This window comes from Bacillus bingmayongensis (genome assembly GCF_000299035.1).
Lineage (GTDB): Bacteria > Bacillota > Bacilli > Bacillales > Bacillaceae_G > Bacillus_A > Bacillus_A bingmayongensis.
Genome location: NZ_JH921518.1, coordinates 931777 through 945643 on the forward strand (window position 1 = coordinate 931777; position 13867 = coordinate 945643).

Here is a 13867-nt window from a genome sequence, read left to right on the forward strand (position 1 = left end):
GAGGTGGCGAATATGCGCACAAAAAAAGTATACAATTTTCAAAAGTGTTGTATTGTGGTGAAAAAATCCGTAAGTAGACGATTATCGAATAGCGTTGAAACAAAAAGAGAGGGAGGAATCCTATGAAAAAAACATCTGTTAATCCATGGCTTATAGTATTAGGTACAGTTATAGTACAAATGGGACTTGGAACGATATATACATGGAGCTTATTTAATCAGCCTTTAGTGAGTAAATATGGTTGGAGTCTTAACGCTGTTGCTATAACCTTCTCAATCACTAGCCTTTCTTTAGCATTTTCAACTTTGTTTGCTAGTAAGTTACAAGAGAAATGGGGACTTCATAAACTCATTATGATAGCAGGATTAGCTTTAGGAATCGGCTTGATACTTAGTTCACAAGCTTCATCATTAATAATGCTTTATGTACTTGCAGGAGTTGTTGTGGGATATGCAGATGGAACAGCATATATCACTTCACTATCTAATTTAATTAAGTGGTTCCCGGAGCGTAAAGGTTTAATTGCTGGTATATCTGTATCCGCATATGGGACAGGTAGTTTAATTTTTAAATACATTAACGCAATGTTGATTGATTCAGTTGGTGTATCGCAAGCATTTATATACTGGGGCTTAATTGTTACAGCTATGATAGTACTTGGCGCTTGTTTGATCCATCAAGCTGCTGAACAAGGTGCAGTGAACAAAACAAATAGCAAGAACTATACAACAAAAGAAATGCTACGCACAAAACACGTATACCTTTTATTTATTATGCTATTTACGTCATGTATGAGTGGCTTATACTTAATTGGCATGGTAAAAGACATCGGTGTTCAACTTGTAGGACTTAGCGCAACAACAGCAGCTAACGCAGTCGCTATGGTTGCTATCTTTAATACAGTTGGTCGAATCATTTTGGGACCGTTATCAGATAAAATTGGTCGTTTAAAAATTGTTACTGGCACGTTTGTTGTTATGGCTATATCAATCTTTGTTCTAAGTTTTGTAGATTTGAATTATGGTATTTATTTCGTCTGTGTAGCGAGTGTAGCGTTTTGCTTCGGTGGAAATATCACTATTTTCCCAGCTATCGTTGGTGATTTCTTCGGTATGAAGCATCATAGTAAAAACTATGGAATCGTGTATCAAGGCTTCGGTTTTGGAGCACTTGCAGGTTCCTTTATCGGTGCGATTTTAGGCGGATTTAAACCAACTTTCATGGTGATCGGTATATTATGTGTCGTGTCACTTATTATCTCAATTTTAATTAAAGCACCTAATCAGAATAAAGAAAAAGAAGAAGGTTATCGCAGTGTAGCGTGATTACTTATTTGATTCGAAATCTAAATCTAAAAAACGTAAAGCAACTCCGAAATTAACAATATAAGTTGATTTTGGAGTTGCTTTTTTATTTGCTTCGCTTTTGTAGGTACACCATTTGGTACACAAGTAAATGCGCATTCTACAATTTTGCTAAAGGATACGCTGGATTTTTATCAACCGTAACGACACGTGGTGTTGTAGAATGACGAACAGCCAAGGCTTTTTTGAAAAAGCGCTTGGCTGCTTTTGTATCTCTGGATTTACTTAAATAAAAGTCAATCATATTTCCTCTCGAATCGACTGCACGATATAAGTACATCCATTGTTCTTTTACTTTTATATAGGTTTCATCGACTCTCCATGAGTCATTTGTTTGCTTGAGATGACGCCGTACTCTTTCATCTAATTCAGGTCCATATTGATGAACCCAACGCATAATCGTTGTGTGAGCCACGGATAAGCCGCGTTTCTCCATCATTTTTTTACGTATTAAAAAACCTAGAGGATCATTCCTCTAGGCTTCTATAGATTTCTCTTCTACTAAATTTCGAAACTGCCGTTTATGCATCCAAGTTAACGAACCAATTGTTCCAAGTGACAATAGAACAATAAAGATCATTAATATACCTGCATTTTGCCACATAAAGCTGAAGTCTCCGCTTGATACAACTGCTTTAAATCCAGATACAGAATATGTCATTGGTAACCAAGCGTTAAAATATTGTAAGAACTTCGGAATTAATTCAAGTGGGAATGTTCCTGCACTTGTTGTTAATTGCAGAATTAATGTTAAGATCGCAATAAATCGTCCTGCATCTCCAAATGCTGTTACTAAACATTGAATTAATGTAATAAATGATAGACTCGTAAGAACACTGAACAGGATGAAATACGGAACGCTCTGTACTTCAACGCCTAATCCTAATAGTAATACCAGGTCAGCCACTAAAGCTTGAATAATTCCTACTGATAATAAAACACCGAATTTACTAATAAACCAGCTAAATCCTGATTTCGGAACTCCAACTGTATCACGTAATGGATACACAATAGATAATAAAAGTGCCCCAACGAATAGACCAAGAGATAAGAAGTATGGTGTAAATCCTGTTCCATAGTTTGGAACTTCTGAAATCTTCTCAGTTTGCACTTTTACTGGATCTGCAAACATATCGTATGTTTTATCCGTTCCTTTTACCTCACCTGTTTTTTCAGCACCTTCACCAAGTTTTTCAGCTAGTTCACCAGTTCCGTCATTTACTTTGACTAAACCGTCTGTTACTTTTCCAGAGCCGTCTGCTAATTTGTTTACTCCGTCGATTAATTGACCGGAACCGTTTGACATTTTGTTTAAGCCACCATTTAGCGTACCTAAACCATTTGTCACTTGGTTTGAACCATCTGCTAATTTACTTATTCCCCCTATCATTTCATTTGATTTCGTCGACAATTGTCCCAAACCATTTGTTACTTGATTTGAACCATCTGCTAACTTACTTATTCCGCCTATCATTTCATTTGATTTCGTTGACAATTGTTCCAAACCATTTGTTACTTGATTTGAACCGTCTGCTAATTTACTTATTCCCCCTATCATTTCATTTGATTTCGTCGACAATTGTCCTAGACCATCCGTCACCTGATTAGAGCCACCTGCTAGCTTGTTTACGCCATCAATTAACTCAACAGATTTTGTTGACAATTCGTTTGCCCCTGATTTTGCTATATCTAGCTTTTCACCAAATTTATTAAAATTAGTTACAAATTGATTTTGCCCTTTCTCTAACTCATTGATCCCTGCTACTAAACCTTTTATTTGATTTGTATCTTGTAAACTATTTACCGTCTTATTTAACTCTGCCATACCACCTGCAATTGCAGCTGATTGTTTTTGAGTTATGGTCATGCTATCGCTAGCATTCTTTATAAGAGGTTGTAATTTGTTTTGTTCCTCTTGCGGTAAAGTTTTAATTGCCTCCTGCAAAGCAGCTAAATGATCCATCGTTTCCTTGGTTGCTGTCACATTTTCTTGTGATACTTGATTTAAGTTTTTCACTCCTTCCAACTTAGGACTTATTTTCTCTAACTCAGTTATAGAAGTTTGTACATTACTATTTAGATTATGAATACCTTCTTGAACTTTCTTTGCTCCTGCTTCTAATCCATTTTGTGCTTCTGCAAGGCTATTCATCCCAGTGGCTAATTCTGATGTTCCCTTTTTCAATTTATCTGATTCACCAAGCATTTTATTTAAACCATGTGTTACTTGACCAGATCCATTTAGTAGTTGACCTACTCCATTTTTTAATTCTCCAGTCTTACTATTTAATAAGTTTAAGCCACCAGATACTTGACCAGACCCATCTAGTAATTGTCCTACTCCATTTTTTAATTCTCCAGTCTTACTATTTAGTAAGTTTAAGCCACCAGATACTTGACCAGATCCATCTAATAATTTATTTGAACCATTTAACAATTCTGATACGCCATTTTTCATCTCTTCAGACTTCCCTTGCAACGTATGCAAACTATCTGTTACTTTTCCAGAACCGTCTTGTAATTCCCCAGCTCCGTCATGTAACTTATTCGCACCGTCCGCTCCCTCAGCAAATCCTTGTGAAACATCTTTTAATGAATCAAACATTTTCTCTGCATACGTTTTGGTTAACGTATTCGATACTTCACTTTTAATTTTTTCGATAGCTGTTCCACCAATTTGTGAAGATAAGAAGTTTAAGCTTTCATTTGGAATATATTCTAAGTTTAATGGTTTCGGATTATCCTTTAACAGCGTTGTTGCATTGTTTGAGAAGTTTTCTGGAATACGAACTAACATATAATATTTTCGATTTTCCATTCCTTCTTTTGCTGTTTTTTCACTAACAAATTCCCATTTAAAACTTTCATTATCTTTTAGTTCATCAACTAACCCTTTGCCAACCTCAATTGGTTTCCCGTCAAAAACAGCACCTTTATCTAAATTGACTACCGCAACTGGCAAATCATCTAACTGTTTATATGGATCCCAAAATGCCCATAAAAACATACCCGCATATAAAATCGGGACAAATAAAACTGCAATAATTGGAATTAAAATTTTTTTACTTTTTATAAGTGCTGTAAACTCTTTACCAAGCAACGTGAATCCTCTCATTATCTCTCCTCCTTTTTGATTCTGACCACTTTATTCATTTAGTCATTTTAAAGCAAATAAAAAGGCTATATGTTATACATATTACCTAACCCTAACTTTTATAATCTTCTCTATATACTATGCACCCTTTTATTCTAAATGACTATATAGTTTACTTGGTCAATGCGAACAGATTAAAAAGATTATCTTTTGACAATCTCACATACGTAATTAGTTATTGTCCTATATCCTCCTCCTTTATAAATATGACCACTTTATTCATTTGGTCATATTTTATTATAATAAAAGGATTATCTTAATTTGACAATCCTTTTAATAAATAAAGTTCAAAAAGTTCTGCGATTCGTTCTTTATCTAGTGGTTCATGATTTTTTTCCCAATCAAAAATAAGTGATACGTATAGACGAAGCATGATAAAAGCTGTAATTTCTGGGTCACATTTACTAATCTCGCCCTTTTCAATAGCGATTTCTAAATAAGATTGAATAACAGATACAATTTCAGCCTCCACTTGCTGCATGCCATCTTGTACTTCTTTCGTGCCCATATCTCTTTCTTCTTGAATGAGTTTAATCATCAGTTGATGTTCTTTTCTGAATTCTAAAATACTATATAATGCTTTATGTACATTTTCAAAAAATGAAACATCTGGACGGATTGCATCTTTTGCAACTTGTCTCATTTCAGTAATTAAGTTAGAAATAATTTCTCCAAACAATTCCTCTTTATTTTTGAAAAAAGTATATATCGTTCCTTTTCCAACATTCGCTAATTTTGCAACTTGGTCCATTGTTGTTGCTTTATAGCCAAACGCTGAGAAAGATTTTGTTGCAGCTTCAATAATAGAACGTTTTCGATCTACTGCCACGTCTCCACCTCCAAAATGACCATTTGGATAATATAGTCAATTAGTACATTTTTGATATTATCACGGTTTCCCGCCCATTACAAGTTCTCTTTTTATTTATTTCCAAGTATAAAAAGTTACAATCTATATATTGACCTTTATTTACGATTCTACTGTCATAGTGTATCAAAAAAAGGGAGGAAATGAAAAGGTCAAGAAACTTAGTAAAATACATTAGCAATATTAAGTAATTTTATTCACTTGAAATTGGAACAATACTTTTACTTCCTTTGCAATCGGGCTCTTCCTCTACTATCTATTCGTATCAAAAAAGTGTTCTTGAGATATGTATCTCAAGAACACTTTTTCCTATTTCAACATAGAAAGCAGTATTTTCTCCATTTCTTTCTTCGTTAAATCATCATCAATTCTTTCTTTGTATTTAGCTTCATCTCTAGTAAAAATATCATTAACAATCACAATTTGATACTCACTATTCTTTTCACTTGCAGGGACAAACACCTTCATACCTTTTAATCTACTATTACTGTAAGAAGGTGGTGCAACAAATACAATTTGATTCCCCTCTAAATCATAGGTTTCCATATTTTCTTTCCAGGGAAGCATGTAATGAAGTGGGTCCTTATTATCTACATAAACCCTCGATTGATAAATCGTATACCCATATTGCCCTTTCGTATATTCTGATTTAACAACTAATTCTATATCTCTTCCAAAATATGAATCTGCCCATTCTTTCTTCAGTTCATAGCCAGCACTCTTATAAGACGGTTTCTTAATTGGAAACTTAACATGATTTTGTGCTTCCTCTACAGTGAACTTTAAAGATTCAGCTACTCTATCTTCAAATGGTTTGGATTTTTTCTCAATACTAGCTAATTTTTCATTATCAGCTTGACTCAAGCGCTCCTGTTTAAATTCTTTTGTATCTCCTTCATAATTCTCGCCTACATTTTTCTTGACCATTGCTTTTTTACGAATCTGGAGGGATTCCTTAAATAATTGAATATACTGCTTAAATTCCTCTTTTGTTAAACTTTTTTCGGCCAAATACAAGAAATCCGTATTCTTTTTATACGTCTTTATTGACATCCCCCACTCTCTACTTGCATTTTCTGGTGTACCTAGTACTATTTCTATAGCATCTTCAAAAGCTTCTTTCGATTGCTGTTTTTTTTCTACCGCTTGTCCTTTCTGTCTTTCATCCACTTCCGTTGCACGTGCATTTAGTAGAGAAATAGATGCAACAGCCACTATCACAATAACTCCAAGTGCAGACAGGCGATACGATTTCTTTTGGAATTTCTTAATCATAAGAATTCTCCTTTTTAGTGTACGCTTATTTCTACTTAAATTCGCTAGACTCGGTACTTGATAATAACTTGAATAATGTTCTAAAAGAGCAATAATTGTGTGGCCATATGCAATTTGTTCCTCTGAATCTATAAAGGTAAGAGCAAATGCATCACATGCTAGTTCTTGATCTTCTCGCATACAGGAATAGGCATACCAAAGAATTGGATTAAACCAATTTAAAATAAGTAAACCGTACATAAGCCAATTCATAGCGACATCTCTTCGTTTAATATGAGATAACTCATGATAGAAAATATATTGTAGCTGCTTCTCATCCAATACTTTCATATGTCTCGTTGACAATAGTACTATTGGGCGAAAGAACCCAAAAACAGTTGGACTTGAAATTTTCCCCGCTAACCGTAATGGAATTTGCTGTTTGATAGCTAGCGACTTCTTGCAGTTCTCAAAAATCCTAACAATTTTTTCATCCGTAATACTAGGTTGTTTTTTTATGTATAAGAGTAACCGTCCATTCATAATGTAAGTTATAACCGCTAACATAATAGCTCCCAACAACCAAATATATAATGCAATTTTATAAAATGAGAATGTAGTATCTGTTTCCGTTTTCTTACTGTATATTTCTTTATTTTCTTTCTCTGTATGTACTGCGTTAGATACCGAACTATCCTCTTTTGTATTGAATGTAGTAGCATCTATATTTTTATTTTCCTGCACAAATTCTTGTGACGTTTCAGGAGAATCATTCTTTTGAAAAATCTCAGAAACACCAGAGCTATATGACATAAGCGAATAAATACTATAAGAACTATCCGGTGACCACGGCAAGAGAAGCCTTACAATCAGTATTATCCATAACATATATTGCCATCTAGGAGTTAACTTATTTCTAAGCACAACTTTCACACATAAAATTATGCCAACTAATACACTTGCCATCAGCGATGTTTCTATCAGCCAATCAAAAAAGGGAGAGAGATAGGTATTTACAACTATATCTATCATCATAATCTACCTTTTCTCTCATTCTCTTCTGTCTTTTCATCCAAAATCCGTTTCAGCTCATTAATATCTTCTGAAGATAATTTTTCTTCTTTTAAGAAATTTACAAGTAATGGTTTGAATGCTGCACCACAGAAACGTTTCAGTAAAGATTTTGTTTCCACTTGTAAGTAATTATCTTGTGATACTAATGGATAATATGCATACATACGTCCTTTATCTTGATGATAAGAAGCCGCTTCCTTTTGAACTAATCGATTAATAAGTGTTCGAATTGTCTTCGGTTTCCAATCCATTGTTGTCTCTAGTTCCTCAATTATTTCATTTGCTGTTTGGGGAGATTTTGACCAAAGGACTTTCATAATTTCTAATTCGGCTTCAGATATTTTGGGTAATTTGTTTGCCATATTCAGTTTCACCTCTTGTATTACATTTGTAATCTTAATAATAGATTACAAATGTAATACTTAATTGTCAACCATATTTTAGAAATTTTTATATAGTGAATAAAACCAATTCCTTTCATGAATTTTCCCTCTTTTTTAAATTATCAATTGAAAAACCAAGAAATTTTTTACAATTGATAGTAATATAGAACATAGACATATTTATTAAAAATAGTGGAGGCTCTTTCAATCATGATGCGCGCACTTAGCTTACATATAAAACAAGCCTTTTTAAGTAAGATTTCTCTCACGCTCTTGTTTAGTTGGCTGATTCTTGTTTCAATTTATCATTATTTCTATATTTTACAATATTTAGGCGGTGTACCCGACGAGCTTTTAGCAACGGCTTATAAATGGATCGGCTTTCGTGATAACGAAATGGATGTGTATTTACTTTTAATGCCTGTACTAGCATCACTCCCTTTTAGTACCAGCTATAACTCTGATAAAGCTGATAAATTCAAATCATTTGTAAGTAAGGAGATTCCCTTTTTTTCCTATGTATGTACGAAATATATCGTTACCTTCCTAATTGGGGGGCTTCTTTATATTCTCCCATTCGCATTTTCATTGTTACTTTGTAAGCTGACAATCCAAGATGGCACTCCTACACCCGCCTTAGGTATTATTAAGGACAATAGCATGTTTGCATCATTGTATTTCTCTTCTCCAATTACTTATATTTCTCTATATATTGGGATTAATTTTTTGTTTGCTGGTCTTATGGCGGTATTGGGTCTCTCTGCATCCATATGGTCTAGAAAAGATTACATGGCAATTCTATTCCCTTTTGCTATAGCCTCTCTACCATATGTTATTTTAAATATCGTATTTCCTACGATTGGAGGAGCACCTATTCATTTATACGACCCAAAACAGCCGCTCCAAGGAATGTCGCCTTACATTTTAATCATGCAATGCACCTTATTTTTTGGAATTAGCTTATTTATGTATATGAAAGGCGTACAGAAAGATCGGAAGAAATATATGCGGAGACTTCAAAAAAGAATGCGATGTAAAAAATCGCTTCAAAAATCAGTTAGTATATAATGTAAAATATCCCTCAGCAATTATGCTGAGGGATATTTATACTTAGGAAGCTTTTTTCAAATCAATTTGTGCAAGAACTGGATCATGGTCACTTACACGGCCATGTTCCTTCATAATGTTTGAATTTAAATGTACCGGATCTACAACTGTGTGCGGTGCAATATTATTTGTTACTAAAATATGATCTAATACTTGTGCATTTCCGTCATGAATATATGTGTAACGATTTTCTTTCGAAACCGTTTCTAACATATCTTGCATTGTATTTCCTTTTAATGCTTGCAATGGTTTAGAGAATTCAAAGTCATTCATATCACCAACTACAACAACGGGTGCATTCGTATCTCGTTTTTGAATACCTTTTACAAAGCTATTTACTTCTTGCGCGAGTTGAACGCGTTTCTCTTCACTCTTTAATACAAGAGGTTGAATTTTCCCAAACGGCGTCGCATCACCGAGTTTTGAATTTAAATGACTTGAAATAACAACAATATTTTGCCCTTGGAATTTAAACTCCGCAGCTAGCGGTTTACGAGTATTATCAAATAACGGATTATCTTGTCCAATGCGCATCGGGTTTGTTTCTAACAGCTTTGGATTCTTTTCTAATTTCACACGTGATGGATTATAGAAAAAACCAACGCGAATGTTCGCTCCCGGTGCCCCGCCGTCTTGATTGTTCCCAGGTGCAACTTCTACATATTCATACTTAGGTCCACGAATTTCTTGTACAGCGTCAATAATGCGCTTTGCACTTAATGAAGCATCTGTTGTTCCATCATTCGTTGATCCATTATTATCTTGCATTTCTTGTACACCAATTATATCTGGCATCTTTAAATTATATTTAATAGAATATGCAATTGCTTTTACCTTTTCATCAGACGTTTCTTTTGCATTCGCTGAAAAGTTTTCGATATTATATGTTGCTACTGTTAATTTTCCAAGTCGCGGCTGAATGTTTGCCCCTACTTGTTTAAATCCGCCATCTGTTACAGATGGTAGTTCTGTTACCGGTGAAATACGATATGCACCATAATCATACCCTACTACGCCTATGATATCTCCATTAAACGTATCTCCTGCTTTCGCTACATAATCACGAGGTACTTTTAAAGATAGACGCTCAGGATTGAATTGGTTCTCGTCTAATAACGGCGTTCCATATTTCGTAGTTACTTTATCTCCACCATTTGCAACTGTTACATATAAATCCCCATTTTTCTGCGGTCCAATAATTTGAGGAGTCGGCATTGTAACACGCATACCTTCTAGACTTTCATAAAAATCAATTGCATCTTCATTTGGATCAAATACACCAAACGCATCATTATCAATGATTTGATCAGGAATCTTTACACCGTTTTCACCCAATACAGTTGCTTCTGGCAACTGTTGATTACTGGCTTTCACAGCGATATTGCTCGCTTTAATTTCTGTGATGGATAAATCTGTATCGAACCTATCAGCATATCCCGCTCCAATATATTCTTCAACCTCTCCATCAATTTGAACAAGATCTCCGACATTTACATTCGCTTCTTTTTTATAAACATAAATCCCTTCTGAAGTTGCCGGGTCTTCATCAGGCTGCACGTCTTGCATATAAAAACCATTCTTATCTAATGCCGTTACAACACCTTCTACACTTCGTACTTTCTTCCCATCGTAAGGAGAAATATGTGATTTTCCTTGAATATCATGGATACGAACTTGCTCACTTTTTACAACCGTAAAAGAAAAAGTAGAAACTGCTGAAGATTCAAGACCTTCTTTCACTGCGATTGCTTTTATAACACTATTTTCATTTAACACAATCGGTTCATTATAATGAATACTTTTATCTGTTGGGACTGATCCATCTAACGTATAGTAGATTGTTGCTCCTTCTGTACTGGTTGTTAATGTCACTGCTGTTCCTTTTTCAATTTCTCTACCGTTTGGTGATGCAGTCACATCGCTCACACGGTTTTCTGTTTCCCCTTGAAACTTATATGCTGTTACGGATTTTAGCCCAGGGCTACTAAAATATAACTCAAGTGTTCCTGTTAATTGAACTTTCTTCCCAACATTTTCAGGATGGTCTTTTACATTCACTGCCGTTCTCACGTCACCTTTTGGTAATTGAATAGGCATGATTTTCTCAGGATTTGTCTCATTTGGAGAATCGGCAATGGCAACATTCGTATCTCCAAACTTCGCTGGATCTTTCGTGTATGTAGAAGGACTTTGCGTATATCCAACAATATACCCCTCCACTACCCCTTTGCTGCTTCCTTGCTGCTGAAACATTTGAATGGCAGCAAGCACTGATAACGGAGTATTTTCTTCCGCTTTTGTTACCGTACCAGTAAATGAAACCAGTAGTATCAATGATAGAAAGATACTCATTAATTTCTTCAAATTCATCTTCCTCCCCTAATTTTATATTCTCTCAGCATGTACTATCATAACAAAAAATTCTTTATAAAGAACTTAAAATTCGACAAATTTTACAAAAATTTAACCTCATACTTCCGTATGAGATTTCTATTACGATTCCCCCACTATTTTCTTACAATACTTCCGCTCTTTTTATGGATTTTATTCACATTTATTTTTCTTACACTATAAGTAAGAACCATACAGAAAGAAGTGAAGTGAAATGTTAATTTATATATTATGTAGCGTTTTAATCTTATCTTTTCTCTACGACCTTATCTTTGATGCAAATTTATTACCAGCTCTTGCAGTGAATGATCAACCTACGAGGCAACCTCGTGAATATGAGCGAGATTATTACAATATAACAAGCACTCTTATGCGTTAAGAGTGCTTTTCATCATTGCGCCATTCATTCTATTTCATCTATTTTTTCTAAATAAGATAACACACTTCCCCCCCACCCCTTAATATACCTCTTTCTATTAAGTTGCTGATACTATTAAAGCGTCTGTCCATTATCAATTGTAAAAATTTGTCCCGTAATAGATTCCTGGGTTAATTGAAAAAGAATCGCCTCCGCAATATCATTCGGTGTTGAAATTCTTTGAAGTGGTAGATTTCCAGCAAGCTGGTACATCTTATCCTCATTACCTAACCACCATCTCGTATGAACTGCACCAGGCGAAATACTATTTACTCTAATTTCAGGTGCCAATGCAATAGCGAGCGATTTTGTCATCGTATGAATTGCTGATTTTGTTGCTGCATACGGTACAGATGATCCGAGTCCTGTTATCCCTGCAACACTTCCCATATTCACGATAGCACCCGATTTTTGCTTCTTCATATAAGGAACAACAGCTTTTATACAATGAAACATTCCTTTCACATTTACGCTGAAAAGCGAATCCCACACTTGATCAGTTACAGATTCTAAGTCATCCATAGGTATTTGAGCTGTTATACTCGCATTATTCACTAAACAATCGACTGTTCTAAAAAGGTTAACAGTTTGAGATACCATAGCCTCAACTTCTTCTTTTTTTGCTACATTTGCTTTAACGGCGATTGCCGTACCTCCTCGCTGTTTAATTTCATTAACAGTTTCTAATGCTTCTTTTTCTGAACGACTATAATTAATCACTACTTTGGCTCCTACACTAGCTAACTTCAAAGCAACAGCCTTTCCAATACCAGTGCCACCACCTGTTATAATGACTACTTTATCTTTTACATCCATTTTAAAATCTCCTCACTTTACCTGATCTGATTTCATTTTATCTTCGTTCATTTACGGAGTATAATACTGAATAATGAAGCCGATATCACTTTAAATGATACCTAGTGGAGGGATCTATTCTTGGAAAGACATGACTTATGGATTTTTAAACATGTTGCAGAACTACAATCAATATCTAGAGCTGCTGAAAAATTAGGATATGTACAACCGAATATAAGCCAGCGAATAAAAAATTTAGAAGATGAACTAGGCGTTAAAATATTAAAGCGTAATAACAGAGGAGTAACCTTAACTGAACAAGGAAAAGTGTTATTAGATTATACAAATGAAATTATGTTTTTAATGAATGAGGCTAAATCAAAAATAAACCCTAAGAAATGGAGAGAATCTTTAATAATTGGAGCATCTCAAACAATTTCTGCTGTGAAAGTTCCTCAACTATTCTCTTCTTTTTTGGAATCCGATAAAAATATTGACTTAAAGTTAAAAACAAATAATAACGTAAAATTACAAGAAATGCTTTTATACGGGGAACTTGATGGAATCTTTTTAAGCGGTACATATAATGAATCACATTTCGAGACTGTGTACAGTTATTTTGAAAATATCATACTCATTTCGCAAAAGCGCACTCAAATTGAAAAGCAACATCATCAAACTTTACTCGTGAACAGTGATCCAAATTGTATCTATAGAAAGAAACTATTAGATTATTGTAATAAAAGCGACTTTGATCAGAAAACGATAATGGAATTTGATTCACTCGAGTCTATTATGCAAGCTGCTCATGATGGACTTGGTATTAGTATACTACCAGCTAATGTTGCGTATAGCCGAAATAAGCCAAAAACAATTCATTATGAAGAACTGCCCGAAACAGTCAAAATTGACTTCGTGATTAAACGCAGAAAACAGCAACCGCAAGGCTTAAAGAAATTTATTCGTTTTTTGCAAGAGTTATAAGTGCAAAACAAAGCCCCTTCGAATTTCAAAAGGGGCTTTTCAAGATTTCTAGATATAGTAATCGCTGATGAATAA

The 13867-nt window shown here is 34.5% G+C and carries 9 protein-coding genes and 1 pseudogene; 3 read left to right on the forward strand and 7 right to left on the reverse strand.

Annotation, left to right across the window (positions count from 1 at the left end):
* Window positions 1–122: 122 nt before the first annotated feature.
* Complete coding sequence (locus tag Y7E_RS0119370) at window positions 123–1325, forward strand: L-lactate MFS transporter (RefSeq protein ID WP_017152918.1); 1203 nt, start codon at window positions 123–125, stop codon at window positions 1323–1325.
* Between the two features lie 148 nt (window positions 1326–1473).
* Here the strand turns inward: Y7E_RS0119370 and Y7E_RS30090 are convergent.
* From Y7E_RS30090 to Y7E_RS0119395, 5 genes and pseudogenes are all read right to left on the reverse strand, one after another.
* Window positions 1474–1806 (reverse strand): annotated as a pseudogene (locus Y7E_RS30090) (IS6 family transposase); the annotation flags it as partial.
* 33 nt (window positions 1807–1839) lie between these two features.
* Window positions 1840–4479, reverse strand: a complete 2640-nt coding sequence (locus Y7E_RS0119380) for a YhgE/Pip domain-containing protein (protein WP_017152920.1) — start codon at window positions 4477–4479, stop codon at window positions 1840–1842.
* 295 nt (window positions 4480–4774) lie between these two features.
* Window positions 4775–5347: a TetR/AcrR family transcriptional regulator gene (locus Y7E_RS0119385; protein ID WP_017152921.1), complete on the reverse strand. Its 573-nt coding sequence runs from the start codon at window positions 5345–5347 to the stop codon at window positions 4775–4777.
* Between the two features lie 348 nt (window positions 5348–5695).
* Window positions 5696–7672 (reverse strand): beta-lactam sensor/signal transducer, encoded by a 1977-nt coding sequence (locus Y7E_RS0119390; protein WP_026049272.1) that lies wholly within the window; start codon window positions 7670–7672, stop codon window positions 5696–5698.
* Window positions 7672–8076, reverse strand: a complete 405-nt coding sequence (locus Y7E_RS0119395) for a BlaI/MecI/CopY family transcriptional regulator (protein WP_017152923.1) — start codon at window positions 8074–8076, stop codon at window positions 7672–7674. Before Y7E_RS0119395 ends, Y7E_RS0119390 begins: the two co-directional genes overlap by 1 nt.
* A gap of 231 nt (window positions 8077–8307) precedes the next feature.
* Between Y7E_RS0119395 and Y7E_RS0119400 the strand changes: the two genes are divergently transcribed.
* Complete coding sequence (locus tag Y7E_RS0119400) at window positions 8308–9165, forward strand: hypothetical protein (RefSeq protein WP_017152924.1); 858 nt, start codon at window positions 8308–8310, stop codon at window positions 9163–9165.
* A 42-nt stretch (window positions 9166–9207) separates the two neighbouring features.
* On the opposite strand, the gene Y7E_RS0119405 is transcribed toward Y7E_RS0119400, so the two are convergent.
* Entirely contained in the window at window positions 9208–11574 is a 2367-nt protein-coding gene (locus Y7E_RS0119405) for a DUF6359 domain-containing protein (RefSeq protein ID WP_026049273.1), read from the reverse strand.
* Window positions 11575–12088: 514 nt separating this feature from the next.
* Window positions 12089–12829 (reverse strand): SDR family NAD(P)-dependent oxidoreductase, encoded by a 741-nt coding sequence (locus Y7E_RS0119410; protein ID WP_017152926.1) that lies wholly within the window; start codon window positions 12827–12829, stop codon window positions 12089–12091.
* 120 nt (window positions 12830–12949) lie between these two features.
* On the opposite strand from Y7E_RS0119410, the gene Y7E_RS0119415 reads away from it, so the two are divergent.
* On the forward strand, window positions 12950–13792 hold the full coding sequence (locus Y7E_RS0119415; RefSeq protein WP_017152927.1) for a LysR family transcriptional regulator: 843 nt from the start codon (window positions 12950–12952) through the stop codon (window positions 13790–13792).
* Window positions 13793–13867: the final 75 nt, after the last annotated feature.